The 17,374-nt window shown below is 33.3% G+C and carries 16 protein-coding genes; 4 read left to right on the plus strand and 12 right to left on the minus strand.

The window, feature by feature from the left end; genetic code table 11:
- Positions 1 to 57 precede the first annotated feature (57 nt).
- The 6 genes from CDH49_RS01230 to uvrC all read right to left on the minus strand — a co-directional run bounded on the left by CDH49_RS01230 (position 58) and on the right by uvrC (position 10,912).
- The gene (locus CDH49_RS01230) at positions 58 to 2,631 is read right to left on the minus strand and encodes a TonB-dependent receptor (RefSeq protein ID WP_239970537.1); all 2,574 of its coding nucleotides are present in this window, start codon (positions 2,629 to 2,631) and stop codon (positions 58 to 60) included.
- Positions 2,632 to 2,810: 179 nt separating this feature from the next.
- Positions 2,811 to 4,430: a glucose-6-phosphate isomerase gene (pgi, locus tag CDH49_RS01235; protein WP_100613494.1), complete on the minus strand. Its 1,620-nt coding sequence runs from the start codon at positions 4,428 to 4,430 to the stop codon at positions 2,811 to 2,813.
- A 4-nt stretch (positions 4,431 to 4,434) separates the two neighbouring features.
- On the minus strand, positions 4,435 to 5,706 hold the full coding sequence (locus CDH49_RS01240) for a M23 family metallopeptidase (protein WP_100614439.1): 1,272 nt from the start codon (positions 5,704 to 5,706) through the stop codon (positions 4,435 to 4,437).
- A 203-nt stretch (positions 5,707 to 5,909) separates the two neighbouring features.
- Positions 5,910 to 6,683 (minus strand): DUF3108 domain-containing protein, encoded by a 774-nt coding sequence (locus tag CDH49_RS01245; protein WP_100613495.1) that lies wholly within the window; start codon positions 6,681 to 6,683, stop codon positions 5,910 to 5,912.
- Positions 6,684 to 6,893: 210 nt separating this feature from the next.
- The gene (locus CDH49_RS01250) at positions 6,894 to 9,122 is read right to left on the minus strand and encodes a patatin-like phospholipase family protein (RefSeq protein WP_100613496.1); all 2,229 of its coding nucleotides are present in this window, start codon (positions 9,120 to 9,122) and stop codon (positions 6,894 to 6,896) included.
- Positions 9,119 to 10,912, minus strand: coding sequence for an excinuclease ABC subunit UvrC (uvrC, locus tag CDH49_RS01255; RefSeq protein WP_100613497.1), 1,794 nt, complete (start codon positions 10,910 to 10,912; stop codon positions 9,119 to 9,121). Before uvrC ends, CDH49_RS01250 begins: the two co-directional genes overlap by 4 nt.
- 209 nt (positions 10,913 to 11,121) lie before the next feature.
- On the opposite strand from uvrC, the gene CDH49_RS01260 reads away from it, so the two are divergent.
- The 4 genes from CDH49_RS01260 to CDH49_RS01275 are packed head-to-tail and all read left to right on the plus strand — an operon-like array spanning position 11,122 to position 13,973.
- A complete protein-coding gene (locus tag CDH49_RS01260) occupies positions 11,122 to 11,547 on the plus strand; it encodes an ATP-dependent zinc protease family protein (protein ID WP_100613498.1) in 426 nt (141 codons plus the stop codon).
- The gene (rimK, locus tag CDH49_RS01265) at positions 11,544 to 12,431 is read left to right on the plus strand and encodes a 30S ribosomal protein S6--L-glutamate ligase (RefSeq protein ID WP_100613499.1); all 888 of its coding nucleotides are present in this window, start codon (positions 11,544 to 11,546) and stop codon (positions 12,429 to 12,431) included. The genes CDH49_RS01260 and rimK overlap by 4 nt, the downstream gene beginning before the upstream one ends.
- Positions 12,428 to 13,402 carry a succinylglutamate desuccinylase/aspartoacylase family protein gene (locus CDH49_RS01270; protein WP_100613500.1) on the plus strand — a complete coding sequence of 325 codons (975 nt, stop codon included), beginning with the start codon at positions 12,428 to 12,430 and terminating at the stop codon, positions 13,400 to 13,402. Before rimK ends, CDH49_RS01270 begins: the two co-directional genes overlap by 4 nt.
- Positions 13,403 to 13,409: 7 nt before the next feature.
- Positions 13,410 to 13,973: a 5-formyltetrahydrofolate cyclo-ligase gene (locus CDH49_RS01275; protein ID WP_100613501.1), complete on the plus strand. Its 564-nt coding sequence runs from the start codon at positions 13,410 to 13,412 to the stop codon at positions 13,971 to 13,973.
- Between the two features lie 218 nt (positions 13,974 to 14,191).
- On the opposite strand, the gene CDH49_RS01285 is transcribed toward CDH49_RS01275, so the two are convergent.
- From CDH49_RS01285 to CDH49_RS01310, 6 genes are all read right to left on the minus strand, one after another.
- The gene (locus CDH49_RS01285; RefSeq protein ID WP_100613503.1) at positions 14,192 to 14,515 is read right to left on the minus strand and encodes a type II toxin-antitoxin system PemK/MazF family toxin; all 324 of its coding nucleotides are present in this window, start codon (positions 14,513 to 14,515) and stop codon (positions 14,192 to 14,194) included.
- The gene (locus tag CDH49_RS01290) at positions 14,506 to 14,751 is read right to left on the minus strand and encodes an AbrB/MazE/SpoVT family DNA-binding domain-containing protein (RefSeq protein ID WP_100613504.1); all 246 of its coding nucleotides are present in this window, start codon (positions 14,749 to 14,751) and stop codon (positions 14,506 to 14,508) included. Before CDH49_RS01290 ends, CDH49_RS01285 begins: the two co-directional genes overlap by 10 nt.
- A 155-nt stretch (positions 14,752 to 14,906) precedes the next feature.
- Entirely contained in the window at positions 14,907 to 15,452 is a 546-nt protein-coding gene (locus CDH49_RS01295) for a pyridoxamine 5'-phosphate oxidase family protein (RefSeq protein ID WP_100613505.1), read from the minus strand.
- 150 nt (positions 15,453 to 15,602) lie between these two features.
- The gene (locus CDH49_RS01300) at positions 15,603 to 16,100 is read right to left on the minus strand and encodes a TlpA family protein disulfide reductase (protein ID WP_100613506.1); all 498 of its coding nucleotides are present in this window, start codon (positions 16,098 to 16,100) and stop codon (positions 15,603 to 15,605) included.
- Between the two features lie 91 nt (positions 16,101 to 16,191).
- On the minus strand, positions 16,192 to 16,812 hold the full coding sequence (locus tag CDH49_RS01305) for a lipoprotein signal peptidase (RefSeq protein WP_100613507.1): 621 nt from the start codon (positions 16,810 to 16,812) through the stop codon (positions 16,192 to 16,194).
- A gap of 175 nt (positions 16,813 to 16,987) precedes the next feature.
- Positions 16,988 to 17,371 carry a TraR/DksA family transcriptional regulator gene (locus tag CDH49_RS01310; RefSeq protein ID WP_100611145.1) on the minus strand — a complete coding sequence of 128 codons (384 nt, stop codon included), beginning with the start codon at positions 17,369 to 17,371 and terminating at the stop codon, positions 16,988 to 16,990.
- Between the last annotated feature and the right edge of the window lie 3 nt (positions 17,372 to 17,374).

The raw sequence follows: 17,374 nt of genomic DNA on the forward strand, positions 1-17,374 counted from the left end.
CCGCTTCTTTTCGATAAGTATCGGAAGAAGCGGTTTTTTAAAACTATTCTTAATGATTTAGAAATTGTAACGCATGCTCACATTCCATGTTCTACCGTAACCCAATCTAACTCCATTATCTACATTTACACCTTTCCATGCTACATCACCAGCATCTACATGAATGTTATCTCTTGAGTTTTCAATGTACACTTCATCAAAAATATTATTGATATTAACTCGAAATTGTAATGATTTATCCTCGTTTTTTCCTAATAACATTCTATAAGATACTCCTCCATCAACCGTGTCATAAGATGGTAATTTAATAGACCCTCTGTTATTTTGAGTTTCAAACTCTGCTCCACCAAAATCGGCAGTACCATATAAATTATCATATTGGTTCCAGTTGGCGCCAACTTTTAAATTAGGTAAAAATTCATAGTCAACGCTCACACCCGCAGTAAACTGAGCAGCTTGTCCTACTTTAACACCATCTATATAACTTGTGTCGCCATTTGAAATTAAATTCCCTTGATCATCTGTAATTCTGGTTGTTACATTACCATCAAATTTCCAATCGCCAACCGATATAAATCCATTAATATTTAATCCATCCGCTAAACGGGTGAATATTTCTAACTCAGCACCCATGTGGACTTGCTTTAATGGGCTTGTTGTAGCAAATTCATCATTAATATTATCATTGTCTGTATCTATAGAACTATACCCAATTCTGTTATCCCATGTGGTGTGATAAACATTCACATTAGCAGAAACCTTATCTCCTAAAAATTTATAACCTGCTTCTAATCCAGTAATTTTTTGATTCCCTTCAACCAAAGGATTTAACTGATTTGAATTCCTATCATCAACATATAAATCACTATGGTAAGGCTGACGGGAGTAATAACCAGCGTTAGCAAAAACAACGTTCTCTTCATTCAAATTATATGATACCCCAGCTTTTACGTTGAAACCTGTATTGTTTATTTTTTCTGACTCTTCTGATTGCCCTTGATTAGCTGCATTTAGATATTCTGTTCTCACATGGGATTGTGTAGAAGCTGAACCTTGGAAAAAAGCAGAAAATTGATCATTGGCGTATTCTAATTGTCCAAAAACTCCTGTGTAATTTATGTCTTCTTCATAATCATATCCGAAGCGTTGCGCATGGTCATCATTAGGATTGAAAGTAAGATCCCATGGATTAATACCTCCAAAAACTTCTGTTATTTGATAGGCTCCTCCGTTATAGTTACTAGAAGCGCTTACAGAATTCACAGATAAGAATTCATTAACACTTCTAAAATGGATGCCATTGTATAAACGGACATCGGCACCAACATTTAAACTTAAATTTTCTGTCAATTCATTATTGTAATTGGTTACTAAACCGTACCAATTATGATTATTGTTCGATCCTCTTGCATACGTAGGAACTCTAGGTGTGCCACCAGTTAATGTAGAAGCAAAAGCCCCACGTCCAATGGATCCGTATAATACTGTTGACAGAGCAGATTTATCATTAATTGTTAAGTCCCAACTTAAATTCGCAATTGGTTTGTGATAGATATTCCTTCCTGTTGGGTAATTGCCGCTTTGCAATGTATTTGGACTATTTACACCAGCATAAGCTGTATTGTATTTTCTACCATTTTCCAATAAAGTTTCTAAATTAAAGAATCCTGCAGTTGCATGCCATTGTGGTGCACCAGTTAGAATAAAATTAAATAAGTTGTTTTCATTTGCTTTATATCCTAAAGACAAAAAATAGGTCTGGCCTTGTCCATCAGTATCTTCAACATAACCCTCACCTTGCCAATGACCCAACAATGCAGAAAATGCCCAGCCACTTTCCATTAAACCAGTGGAATATGATGCCGTTGTTTTGGTGTAATTATCATTAGCTATCATTTGTTGTAAAAATCCGCCCTCTTTTCTGTCGATGGTTTTAGTCACAATGTTAACCGTTCCACCTACAGATGATATAGCCAATTTAGAAGACCCTAAACCACGTTGTACTTGAACCGCTTGAGCAACATCTAAAACTCCCGACCAATTAGACCAAAACATCCTTCCATCTTCCACTCCATTAATAGGCTGGCCATTTAGCATGAATGCCGTATTTGTTTGGTCAAAGCCTCTTAAAAACATCTGGCCTTCTCCAAAACCTCCACCTTGAATGGATTGTACAGAAGGTGTGGATTTTAATACTTCAGGTAAATCGGAAGTTCCTGTTTTTTCTTGAATTTGATTTGCCTTAATTGTAGTAACCGCAATTGGTGTTTTTCTACCTTCGGCTAAATCGATAACGCCAGATCCAATAATCACTATTTCATCAAGAGAACCATCAGAAGCCAAGGTAATATTTCCTAAATTAGTGTTTCCATTAAATGATACTGTTACCGTCCCATAACCAACATAAGAAATAACAATTTGACCTGATGTAGATTCTGTTGTTAAAGTGAACTTACCATCAAAATCTGAAGTTGTTCCATTTGTAGTGCCTTTTTCAACAATATTGGCGCCAGGAAGTGGGGCATTAAGTTCGGCATCCATAAGCGTACCCGAAACGGTACTTTGAGCCATGATAACTGAAGTAAACAACAACGCCACAGTCATCAATAAAAATTGAGTAGTTTTTTTCATGTTTAAAAAAATGAATTAATTATTTATTATTTGAAATTAGTCACTGCAAAAATACATATAATAATGCTTTTAGTATTATGCATATGTTAATAAATTTAACAGTTGTTGATAAAAAAAACACTCTATTATTTGAATATAATAGAGTGTTTTAGTAATTTTTTTAAATTTTTTATTGCATTTTAAGACAAATACCTATAATAATTCAATAGATTTTCAGTAGAAGAATCATGTTTGTTTGTTGCAGTATTGTTAAGTTCTTGTAAAATTTTTGTTGCTAATTGCTTTCCTAATTCTACTCCAAATTGGTCATAACTAAAGATGTTCCAAATAATACCTTGTACAAATATTTTATGCTCATACATGGCAATTAATTTGCCTAAGCTTTCTGGTGATAATTTGTTAATAAAGATCGTATTTGTAGGTTTATTGCCTTTAAATACTTTAAATGGTAACAACTCTGAAGAGGCTCCTTCTGCTTTTACTTCATCTTCGGTTTTGCCATTTAACAATGCTTCCGTTTGCGCCAAAAAGTTAGATATTAATTTGTCTTGATGGTCTTGGTTCCCGTGTAAGGATTTAACAAATCCAATAAAATCGGCAGGAATTAATTTGGTTCCCTGATGTATCAGTTGAAAAAAGGCGTGTTGTGAATTGGTTCCTGGCTCTCCCCAAATAAGGGTTCCTGTTTGGTAATCTATTAGGTTTCCGTTTCTATCAACACTTTTACCATTACTTTCCATAATGCCCTGCTGTAAGTATGTGGCAAACTGACTTAAATACTGAGAATATGGGATAATCGCTTCACTTTCAGCATTAAAAAAGTTATTGTACCAAACGCTTATTAAAGCTAATACAACAGGAATGTTTGTTTTAAAATCCTCATTTTTAAAATGCTCATCCATTTTATGGGCTCCTAAAAGCAAGCTATCAAAATTTGCATAACCAACAGCCAAACTAATGGTCAGGCCAACAGCACTCCAAAGTGAAAAACGGCCGCCAACCCAATCCCACATTGGGAAAATATTGTTTTCGTCAATTCCGAAAGCTTTTACATTCTTAATATTGGTAGAAACCGCTACAAAATGTTTGGCAATCGCTGATTCATCTGCAGATTTTAAAAACCAATCTTTAATGGTATTCGCATTTGAAAGTGTTTCTTGTGTGGTAAATGTTTTTGAAACAATAACAAATAATGTGGTTTCTGGATTTAGTTTTTTTATAACCTCATTCACATGGTCGCCATCAACGTTACTTACAAAATGTGTTGTTAAATGGTTTTTATAATATTGTAAAGACTCAACAACCATGGCAGGACCCAAATCTGAGCCTCCAATACCAATATTTACAACATCGGTGAATGGTTTGCCGGAAAATCCTTTTCGTGCGCCATTAACCACTTCATTTGTGAAGTTTTCTATTTTTTGCTTTACTTGATAAATTTCAGGCATTACATTAATACCATCTACTTTAAAATTGGCATTTTTTGGAGCTCGCAAAGCCGTATGCAATACAGCTCTTCCTTCTGTTTGATTTATAACCTCTCCTGAAAACTGACTTTTAATGGCATCTTTCAATTTAACCTCATCGGCCAATTGAAGCAAATATGTCATGGTTTCCTCTGTAATTCTATTTTTTGAATAGTCTACGTAAAAATCATCCCATTTAATGGTAAATTTATCTGCTCGCGTACTATCTTGAGCAAATAGATCCTTCATTTGAGTATTGCATATTTTGTTGTAATGTTCTTGAAGTTTTTTCCAAGAATATGTAGATGAGGGATTTACACTTGGTAACGCCATAATGTTAATTATTTTGGGAGATGAGATTTTTTTCTTCTTCTTTATTTGAATCTTCTAAAATGGGAAGGCCATCTAATTTTTCTTTTATTGGCTTTATAAATTCCAAATAGTCACCTTTAAGAGATTCTGCAATAGGCTCAGATTGTGAAAATTTTTCCTTTAAAGGATCGACCTGTTGTCCATTTTTCCAAAAACGATAGCATACATGAGGTCCACCGGTGTTTCCTGTCATACCTACCCAACCTATAACATCACCTTGTTTTACGCGATCGCCAACTTTTACTTTGCGTTTTTGCATATGAAGGTACTGTGTTTCGTAAGTAGCATTATGCCTAATTTTTACATAATTACCATTACCCCCTTTATGCTGGGATTCTGTAACTGTTCCATTAGCTGTGGCTAAAATAGGAGTTCCAACAGCGGCAGCAAAATCGGTGCCTTTGTGCGGACGTAATGCAAACCCGTAATAAGCAATACGGCGGTTTAAATTATATCTTGAGGAAATTCTAAAATTGAATTGAATCGGCGATTTTAAAAAGGCTCGACGTAAATCTTTGGCTGCTTCATTGTAGTATTCATGTATGTTTTTTATGGAATCTGTTTGGTATCTAAACGCATAATGTGGAGTGTCTTTATGATTGAAAAATGCCGCTTTAACATTATGCACGCCTGCATAGATGGTGTCATCAATATACTTATCGGTATAAATAACTTTAAACGTATCCCCTTTTTGAAGACGCGTAAAATCTATAGTCCAAGCATATATCTGTTCTGCCAACATATTTGTTAAAATTGGGCTGATACCTTGTTTGTCTAAAATTTCTGAAATGCTGCTTGTAACAATTCCTGTAACTGTCTTTTCAACGTATTTTATAGGTTTTCTACTAGTGTAAGCATGAATGGAATCTTGAAAGCTAATAACAACAAACTCTTCTTGATTAGGTTGATATATAAAACATTTAGGGATTTCCAGGGAATCTTTAGAGCATAATAACGTGTATGGTTTGCCTATTTGAAGATTCCTAATATTAAACGTGTCTTTGGCTTTTTCTGCAATTTGAAATATTTGGGGATAGCCAATCTTATTGCGTTCTAGAATAACTCCAAAACTATCACCTTTCCTTACAGTATCTCTTTTAACCGTAAAATCATTCAAATTAAAACCAAACTCATAAACATCTGGAACTACAACTGCTAATTCATCGGATTCTTCTTCAAAATTAGTTTCTGATTTTTCTTTACAACTAAGGATGCTTATGGCGATTAATGCCACAATTACATATTTTTTTAACAAAGCTCTATTATTTTATATAGCCCACAACTATAATTAATTATTAAATTTCGTAAATCTAATAAATTCCTATTTGTATTTGTCTTGAAAAAATGTTAATCTATTACTTTTTTTCAACAGATTAACAATAAACCGCAAAGATTAAATAGCTAGTGTGAAAACATTAAAAAAATGAGTTGCTTATCCTATTAATCAACAACTATTTTAAATGGGTGTTTTAATCCTTTAAAAGCTTCTAAATCGGCTCTTAATGAACCAATCCTTAAATCTGCCTTAATTCGTAAAGGAACTTTATTCTTATCGTTGGATACCCAAAGGGTTAAACTTTCTTCTTCTTTAAAAACACGTCCGGCCATAACCGATGGCCTAAATTTAAGTGTTTTTATTTTCCCGAAATCGGTTTGTATGGTTTCTTCACCTAAGTATTTGAGTTTAAAACCATATATTTCTTCATCAAAAAACATGTCTACTTTAAATTCTTCCCCAATTTTTATATTTTGGACATCTATACGATTTCTTAAGTAATAAAATGTAGACACCATATCTTGAATGTTGGGTTTGGTATCAAAAACAGTTTTTACTTTATTTTTTTTATCATTATTATACGCTTTATTGTTTACCTGATCGAAATCAATTTCTATATCCTTTGTATAGCCACCTTCGTCAATGTTTCTTATAAATTTATATGGAACAATGGTTTTCTTATCAAAATAAGATTCATACCTGTCATCCACTTTAAAAAACCATTTAATCATACCCGATGTCCATCCTTTTCCAACAACATGATAAACATCTTTCCCATTAACCTTATCGTCTTTCACGGTAAGTGTGGCACTTCCTGCTTTAAGCCAACTGCTATAGCTCATTTTAAATTTGAACCATTCGCCTGTATCGAATGCAGATTCTTGGGCAAAAGACACCTGCATGACGAACACACATATTATAAGTAGATTTTTTTTCATTTTCATGGTAGTTACATGTAACTCTTTGTTTATTATTTTATTGTAATAAAGGCGAAATTACAATTACTGTTCCAAAAGTATTAAAACAAAAAAACTTCATCAAAATTAATTGATAGAGTTTTCTTATTAAAACAACAAATTAATGTTAAATAACGGCTTTCGGCATAGTGTTTTTTACTAAAAAAATCAAAAACAAAAACGTTAATTCATTTAAAACCAAAAACCTACATTAAAAAACCAAATACTTTTTTTGGTTTCTGGAGACCATGAATATTTAATTTCTATAGGGCCAATAAATGTTTCTAAAGCATAGCCCAAGGCATAACCTGTATAGTCTATTTTTGAAAACCATTCTGTACTTTGAAAAAGATCATCTTCAACATTTGCCATATTTACTGCAAAATTTAAATGATTTTTCTTGAAAATTTCATAGTCCAATGTAAGCGTTGATTTAATAAAACTATTCCCAGAAATAGAAAGAAAATCATACCCATAAAATGGTGTATAATTGTTTATTAAATGCCCGCCATAACCTCCTAGAACAAAGTTTAAATAGGGGTTTGTATCTTGGCCTACCCTAAAGCCCGCATCCGTTGTAATATTAGCCGAGAATTTTTTAGAAAATGATTGTGAATAGCCAAAAGTAGCTTTGGCTATTGAAAAACTGGAGAAATCCTCTTTAAATTCGGATGCGTGTAAATAAGTGTGCAAATCGGCATTAAATAAAACACCACTTTTAGGAAAGTATTTATTATTATAAGTATCAAATCTTAGTTTACCAAAAACACTTAAATAATCACCTCTTTCAAACACAGATTCTTCATCATTGTTACTGTTCAAAATGGTTTCGGAAGTAATTTTTAAATGTTTATATTCTGCACCTAATGTTAAAGAAAGGTCTTTTCTAAAAAGTGTTTGTATGAATACTTGATTTGTAAAATCACTAACTTGAATTGCTAGTTTATTAATGTTTATTAAACTTAATTGGTCTGGAGTTAAAATGGTTTCAGCCGCCACATTATGATTAAAACTGTCGAATCTAGAACTCAAACCTATGCTCCAATAAAAACCTCTATCTATGTAATAATCTAAATTATATCTTACATTATCCCCAAGTATAAAATCAAAAGAAGCCAAATCATTTTTTGTTAACAATCTCTTTTTGGTAAAGTTTATTAATGCCGAGCTTTTATATAAATCGTCATAATGAACACCTAATTTTAAAAAAGTTGTTTCACTACTTTCTTTTAGTGTCGCGCTCATATCGAAACCGTCTACATTATCTGAAGGTTTTAGCTCGTATAAAAAACTATCAAAATTATTGGTCGCAATCAAGTTATTGACACCTTTATTAAAATCATCATAACTTATCTTTTCATTGGTCTTTAACTTCAATTTCCCTAAAACATATGATCTGGTATAATCTTTTTCACCAAATAAATCAATAGCATTAATTTTTAGACTATCAACTGTTTTTATTAGTGTTTGCGTGCTCTTTTTTGGGTGAAATTTAGAAATCTCATTCAGGGATTCCAGATGATTAAGGGTCGCTTTTGTACCCATTTCTATAATTTTATTAAGCTCACTAAAAGATACAACAGAAAAATTTGAGATATCTGGCTTTATGTATATATCTGTCTTGTTTGCCTTAACCTTCATATCGTTTATAGTCCTGAAATTGTTGATTTGGAGTAAAACATCGGGAGCCGATGTGAGTTTTTCTCGAGACATCAATCCATCTTGAACATCCACACCTATTATGACATCTATACCCTTTTCCCTCAACTCATCTATGGGATAATTATTAACAACCCCACCATCAACTAAAACTTGATCGTCAATAATAACAGGCTGAAACAACGAGGGAAAAGCACCACTAGCCACAACGGCTTGTGATAAATTACCCTTATCTAACACCACTGCTTTTCCTGTTTCTATATTAGTTGCTATACAGAAAAACGGGATGGGCAACTCACTAAAATCATTAATTGTATTAACATGCAATGTCAATCTTGAAAGTAATCCATAAGTATTTTGGCCTCGGGAAAGTGCAGAAGGGAGTTTAATTTTAAACTTATTGAAAGGAAGGTTAATGGCGTATTTTTCATAATTATCCCGCTCATAAAATGTTCTTGCTGCCCTTGGTAAATTATCATTCAAAATATCATCGAAATTTACCGAATTAAAAATGGAATCGATTTGTTTTCCAGAATATCCAGAGGCATATAAAGCCCCAACAATAGCTCCCATACTGGTTCCCGCAATATAATCTATCTTAACGCCTAAACTATCAATTACTTTTAATACCCCAATATGCGCCAATCCTTTAGCGCCGCCGCCACTTAACACCAAACCGACTTTAATGTCTTTTTTTTCTGAATTTTGGGAAATCCCCTGAAAACAGATAAAAAAAACTAAAATGGTTAAGATAGACTTCATTTACTATGGTAATAATTATAAACTTTTTCTGCCCTTGAAACCCCTACAACAGTTTCCAACTCGTCTAACTTCGCGTTAGCAATCCGTTTAGCCGATTTAAAATGCTTCAATAAATCGATCACCGTTTTGTCGCCAACACCAATAATGGTTTCCAATTCTGTATTCAACGCGCTTTTACTGCGTTTATTTCTATGATGTTCTATACCAAAACGATGCGCTTCATTCCTTAATTGTTGAATGATTTTTAAGGTTTCACTTTTTTTATCTAAATATAACGGAATTGGATCATTTGGATAGAATAATTCTTCTAAACGTTTAGCAATACCTATAATGGCTATTTTTCCTCTTAAATCAAGTGCTTCCAAGCTTTTTAATGCTGAAGACAATTGTCCTTTTCCTCCGTCAATAATGATTAATTGCGGTAACGATTGCTCTTCATCCAACATACGTTTGTAACGCCTATAAACCACTTCTTCCATAGAGGCAAAATCGTCTGGCCCTTCTACAGTTTTTATATTGAAATGCCGATAATCTTTTTTACTTGGTTTCCCGTTTTTAAAAACTACACATGCAGCAACTGGATTGGTGCCTTGAATATTGGAATTATCAAAACACTCAATATGTCTTGGTTCTTCATGAAGACGTAAATCGGCTTTCATTTGCGCCATAATTCTATTGGCATGCCTATCGGGGTCAACAATTTTATCTTGTTTAAACCGTTCCATTCTGTAATATTTAGCATTACGGACAGATAAGTCTAAAATATGCTTTTTATCACCCAATTGCGGAACGGTTACTTTTACATCTTCACCCAAATCAACTTTAAAAGGTACGTAAATTTCTTTGGATTTTGAATGGAACCGTTGCCGTATTTCGATGATGGCAAGTTCCAATAATTCCAAATCGGTTTCATCGAGTTTCTTTTTAATTTCTAGTGTATGCGAACGAATGATGGAACCATAAGACAATTGCAAAAAATTGACATAGCCGTAGGTTTCATCACTTACAATGGAAAACACATCTACATTGCTTATTTTAGGGTTGACAATAGTAGATTTTGCCTGATAATTTTCAAGCACTTCAATTTTTTCTTTTATTTTTTGAGCCTCTTCAAACTGCATATTTACAGCATATTGTTTCATTTGAGCTCTAAACTGCGACAGCGAATCTTTAAAATTTCCTTTTAAAATTTCTTTAATGGCTTTTATGTTTTCGTTGTATTCGATTTCTGTTTCCAAACCTTCACAAGGGCCTTTGCAATTTCCTAAATGGTATTCTAAACACACTTTATATTTTCCAGCATCAATTTTTTCTTCAGATAAATGGTAATTACAGGTCCGTAAATGATAAATACCTTTTATTAAATCCAACAAGGTAGAAACGGTTTTCATACTGGTATAGGGCCCAAAATACTCGCTTCCATCTTTAATGACTCTACGGGTGGAAAACACCCTGGGAAAACGTTCATTTTTTATACAAATCCATGGATACGATTTGTCGTCCTTCAACATCACATTATAACGCGGCTGGTGTTTTTTAATCAAATTATTTTCCAACAACAATGCATCGGTTTCCGTTTCTACAACAATGTGCTTAATGGTTGTGATTTTTTTAACAAGCACACGGGTTTTACCATTATCATGGATTTTGTTAAAATAAGAACTGACACGCTTTTTTAGGTTTTTGGCTTTCCCAACATAAATAATAGTCCCATCGGCATCATAATATTGATACACTCCAGGTTGTTCAGGAAGGGTTATAAGCTGTATTTCTAAGGGAGTATGACTCATTACTCAAAGGTAATTATTTTAATTTTTATTGCTAACTTACCCATACATTAAAACGTTAAACTTTTTTGCATAAATCGTTTTTCATTTTGGTAATTCGCTACCTTCGCAAACTTTTTAAATGATTTAGAACATGAAATGAGCATAGTCGAAAATACCAATAAAGATATGCGAATTGCATATGACCTTAAAAAATAAATAAATATCTACATATGAAAAAGAAAATTATTGGCCGAGTAGATAAAGTGGACTTTCCTAATTTAGATTTATTCAATGTCGATGTTAAAATTGATACTGGAGCTTACACGTCTGCCATTCATTGTTCTGATATTATTGAAAATAATAAGATGCTAAAATGCACTTTTTACAGCGAAGGCCATGCCAATTTCAGCGGAAAGGAAGTCATTTTTGAAACCTTTTCTAAAACCAATGTGAAAAGCAGTAATGGTTTTAAGGAAAATAGATATAAGATAAAATCTGAAGTCATATTTTTTGGAAAAACATATAAGATTAACTTAACTTTAAGCACGCGCGACGACATGAAATTCCCCGTACTTATTGGCAGGCAATTTTTAAAAAATAAGTTTATAGTTGATGTAGACCTAGAAAATATGTCTTTTAATTTAAAAACACAATGAATATAGTTATTCTATCAAGAAACTCTAGTCTATACTCAACCGCAAGGCTTATTGAAGAAGGCGAAAAAAGAGGTCATAAAATGGAAGTTATCGACCCCTTAAAATGCGATATTATTATAGAAAAGGAAAAACCTACTATTTATTATAAAGACCGTTATTTAGATTATGTAGATGCGGTTATACCTAGAATTGGCGCCTCCATTACCTTTTATGGTTGTGCGGTGGTAAGGCAATTTGAGATGATGAACGTTTTTGTCATTGCCACCTCTGATGCCATTCTACGTTCTCGAGATAAATTGCGAAGTTTACAGCGTTTAAGCAAAGCGGGCATTGGTATGCCAAAAACAGTATTTACCAACTACTCGCGCGATGTGGAAGAGGTCATTGAGCATGTAGGTGGCGTTCCCGTTATTATTAAATTATTGGAAGGAACACAAGGTTTGGGCGTTGTTTTAGCGGAAACAAAAAATGCTGCCGAATCGGTATTGGAAGCCTTTAACGGATTGGAAGCCCGCGTAATTGTTCAAGAATTCATAAAAGAAGCCAAAGGCGCGGATATTCGTGCGCTTATTGTGGACGGACAAGTGGTTGGCGCCATGAAACGCCAAGGCAAAGAAGGTGAATTTCGTTCTAATTTACATAGAGGTGGCACTGCCGAAGTCATCACATTAAATGAGCAAGAATTAGCGTTGGCGATGAGTGCTGCTAAAGTTTTAAAGCTTCCTGTTTGTGGTGTCGATATGCTGCAATCGGCTAGAGGTCCTTTATTATTGGAAGTGAACTCTACCCCAGGTTTAGAAGGCATTGAAGGTGCTACTGGAAAAAATATTGCAAAAAATATTATAACACATATAGAAAAAAACAAAATGACATCATTTAAATGATTATAGCTAAAAATGACATTTTACATATTCTTGGAGTTACTATTTTGCCTGGTGAAAGCAAAGAAATAAGTTTAGATTTAGCCAAACTCCACACCACTTCAACGGTTGATGTTCCTATTATTGTGGAACGCTCTAAACTTCCGGGGCCTACCATTTTATTTACGGCAGGCATTCATGGCGATGAAGTAAATGGTGTTGAAATTGTACGACAACTTATCGCTTCTGGTATTAACAAACCAAAATGTGGCACCATTATTTGTATTCCTGTTATTAATATTTTTGGCTTTATCAATTTAAATCGTGAGTTCCCGGATGGCAGGGATTTAAACCGCGTGTTTCCTGGTTCTAAAAATGGCTCGTTGGCAAGTAGGGTGGCTTATAAATTGGTTCACGGCATCATTCCCCATGTCGATTTAATTATTGATTACCATACAGGAAGCGCTGGCAGATTTAACGCACCTCAACTCCGCTTTGTTAAGGAAAATAAAGAACTCAACGATTTAGCAAAAGTGTTTGGAGCTCCTTTTGTTCTATATTCTAAAAACTTAAATAAATCGTTTAGGAATACCTGCCATAAGTTAGGCAAACCCATGTTGCTTTTTGAAGGTGGCAAATCATTTCATATCGATGAAACCGTTACGGCATCTGGCATTAAAGGTGCTAAGCGCATTTTGCAACATTTTGGCATGTTAAAGTCCAATTTTACAGTAGCAAAGCCATCTAATGAATCCATTTATATTACCGAAAGCACTTGGAAACGCGCTAAATATTCTGGTATGTTCAAACCTCATGTAAAAGTGGGGATTAAGGTGAATAAAAAAGACGTTCTTGGCACCATTACCGATCCTTTTGGTAAGTTTAATCACTTTGTAAAAGCCAATAATGCTGGTTATATTATTAATGTGAACGAATCTCCTATTGTATACCAAGGCGATGCCCTGTTTCATATAAGCACCAAACTTAAGCGTTAACAATAGTATGCAAAAAGCTGAATTGCGGAAAAAATACAAAGCACTTCGTAGCGACTTATCTGCTGAAGCCATTGACCATTTAAGTATGGCCATTGCCAATAAGCTTTTAAAATTGCCTATTTGGGATGCTTCGTTTTACCATATTTTTTTAACGATTGAAGAACAAAAAGAAGTCCATACCGATTATATTTTGAACATTCTATCGGGGAAGGACAAGCACATTGTACTTTCAAAAAGTGATTTTGAAACCACGTTAATGACGCATTATTTACTAACGGATAATACGGTGATTAAAAAAAACGCATATAATATTCCCGAACCTGTTGATGGTATCGAAATTACCAATAATAAAATTGAAGTGGTTTTTGTGCCCTTGCTGGCTTTTGATAAAGCAGGTCATCGTATTGGTTACGGAAAGGGTTTTTATGATAAATTTTTAAATGAATGCAAACCAGAAACCATTAAAATAGGACTTTCCTTTTTTGAAGCTGAAAACGCTATTGATGATGTTTTTGAAAGTGACGTTAAGCTAGATTATTGCGTAACCCCTGAACGGGTTTATGGGTTTTGATTAAGAAAAATATCTATAAACTCCGATAATTCCTATCAAGAAGAATACAATTAGCCCGCTAAATATTTCGATACTAAAAGATTTAAGCATATAATCATCTTTTTTCATTTTATTCCAATCTCTAATTTCATAATATCCCCAAATAATAGAAATTAATAGACATAAAATACCAAAAATCAATTCGAATTCTTTTCTGCTCATTTTATATAATTGATATTTTAATCCACAAAAGTTTCTTTTATGACTTCTTTGCATTTAGTGATCTCGGATTTAGTCAATTTTTCAAATACTTTTATTATCCTTATTTTATCAACAGTACGGATTTGGTCAATGGCAATCATTCCCTTCTTTCCGTTGTGATTAACCGAAACCCTCGTTGGATACTTATTCATATTAGATGTCATTGGTGCTAGAACAATCGTGTTTAGGTATTTGTTCATTTCATTAGGAGAAACAATGACACAAGGTCTTGTTTTCTTTATTTCACTTCCAATCGTTGGATCCAAATTAACCAAAACAATCATGTACTGTTTTAATTCCATTCGTCAAGATTTTCGTCATCAAACACATCATCAATAAGTAGCTTGTCATCATTATCCATGTGCATTTTTTCAAATTCCTTTTCCCAATTCTTTCTTGGTTTATCAATAGCTTTTAAAATGATTTGATCTTTTTCGAGAATCACTTCAACCTTGTCTTTGATGTTGTATTTTTCCAAAATGGTCTTACTTAAACGAAGCCCTTTTGAATTTCCGATTTTAATAATAGATGTTTCCATAACCTTTTAAATGTTATTACAAAGTAAATACATTTTATGATGATATCAAAATTCGATTTGAAGTATTATACTGTTTTGAAGATACTACGAAAGAACATGAGCAATACTAATTGGCGAAAAGAAAAATTGATATTATATTGCTTGTAGTAAATATTTTAACCCTCAAAAATCCCAGTCTCAAATCCATCAATACTTAGGGTATTTTTCTCTTTCCAATAGGCTTTAATGTTGTCTTCACCCTGTTTTTCTGCCCAAGCATTTAATGTGGTTCGTTCTTCCTTGAAATCCATAAATGGCACGGCAAACCCGCAGGATGTTTGAACTAAGTCGACGTCCATTTCGATGATTTGCCTAGCACCAACATTCTCTGGAAACAAATTTGAATATTTCTCAAAACCGCTATCTCTTTTATGGTAAATTTTTGCATTTCCGTATAATCTTAAAATCATAGGTTTACCTTCAAAAGCACAAAACATAATCGTCATTCTACTACTCTTTAGTAAATGTGCCGCGGTTTCATTGCCACTTCCTGTTAAATTCAACCAAACAATTTTATTCTTGTCAATAACCCTAAACGAGTCCGTGCCTTTTGGGGATACATTTACTCTGCCGTCAGACGCAGCAGTTCCTACAAAAAATAGTTTCTGGTTTTCAATGAACTCTTTTAGTTCGGGTGTAATAAAATCTAATTTTTTTCCCATGGTTTAAATTATCACAGCCTAAAAATAGCTAAAAATTATAACATCTCATGCTGTCGAGCCTTAAGCTAAGAGGTAAAAAGAATATAAATTAAGGCGAACTAACTGAAGCAAAAATTAGAAGAATAAATGACAAATAGAGTGCACTATGTTTTACAGATATTTTATTAACTTTCTATCTAGTCTTTTTTCATTATTTCCAAACCATTTTTCAACAATGGTGCCTTTTTTGTCAATCAGAAAAAAATATGGCCAACCATCGATTTGATAGATTTTAGAAATCTCATCTTTATTTTTTGCATCCCAAATAGAAGTACATTTAAAATCTATGTTAGCTCTTTTTGCCATTTTATTCCATTGTTCTTTCGCATCATCCCAATGAAATGAAATTACCTTTAGTTCATTTTTATACTTTTCTTGCACCTTATTCATTTGGTTATACGTTCCCCAACAAGGGCCACAATAAGTTGCTGTAAAATTTAGTAAAATGTATTTCTTTCCATTATAATCTGATAGTTTTATTTCTTCTCCGTGCTCATTAATTCCAATAAAATCATAAGCTTGGTCTCCAGCATCAACTGTAAAATTGTTTTGGGAATAAATGTGACTAAAAAACAATAATGCTAGACTAAGTAAAATAAAATTTTTCATTAGTAAAGTTGGTTTAAAATATGTAAAACTAAGTATTTCAGAATAAATATACTAATTATCCTACTTATAAAAGAAAAAAGAGTAATAAATATTATTTCTTAGGAAACGCTTTTTTATTAAATACAATAAGCATGATAAACCCAGTGCTTATGGCCATATCGGCAATATTAAAAACGGGTTCAAAAAACGTGAAGAATTCGCCACCATAAAACGGCAACCATTCCGGCAAGTAGCCTTTATATATAGGGAAGTATAGCATATCTACCACATTACCATGTAATAGAATATCATAACCACCTTCGCGGGGCAAAAAAGAGGCTATTTGCATGTAGCTATCGTTAAATAGTACACCGTAAAAAACAGAATCTATAATATTGCCTAAGGCACCTGCAAAAATTAGTGCAATTGCCCATACTAATATCTTTGAAGCTTTATTTTTTGTGGCATCATACAACCAATACCCAATACCAAAAATGGCCACAATTCTAAAAAGTGTTAAGGCTGTTTTTGCCGATCTATCTGTCACAAACGGTAAAAAATCACTGATTCTGGTGCCCCAAGCCATACCTTCATTTTCAATAAAAAAGATTTTAAACCAACTAAAAACCTCAATACTGTCTTGTAGCTTAAAATGTGTTTTTACGTATATTTTACTTATTTGGTCAATAAGCAAAATAATGATGATAAGAAAGATGGATTTTTTTAATGACATGAATGGATTTACAAATTACGATTTTTGAATTGCGGTTGAAAGCATTACTGTTTAATACTGGATTCCTTCCCGAAAACTATCGGGATTCGCAGGAATGACACGAATGACAAATAAAAAACGTCTCAATCCCGATAACTATCGAGAGAGACGCTTAAAATATATTAATTAAGCAAATTTATTGTTGCATGTTTTTTGCCTCAATACTCAAAGTAGCGTGTGGTACTAACATCAATCGCTCTTTAGCAATCAATTTTCCTGTAACACGGCAAATACCGTAAGTTTTATTTTCGATACGGATAAGCGCATTTTTTAAATCGCGGATAAACTTTTCTTGTCTGATGGCCAATTGCGAATTAGATTCTTTGCTCATTACCTCGCTACCTTCATCAAACGCTTTAAACGTTGGTGAGGTGTCTTCTGTACCGTTACTAAGATTGTTCATATAAGCACTTTTTATAAGATCTAAATCGTGCTGCGCTTTCACTATTTTTTCTTGTATAAGCACTTTAAATTCTGCTAAATCTTTGTCTGAGTATCTTACTGTATTTTCTATAGCCATAAT

Origin of the sequence: Confluentibacter citreus, from assembly GCF_002807055.1 — a bacterium.
Lineage (GTDB): Bacteria > Bacteroidota > Bacteroidia > Flavobacteriales > Flavobacteriaceae > Confluentibacter > Confluentibacter citreus.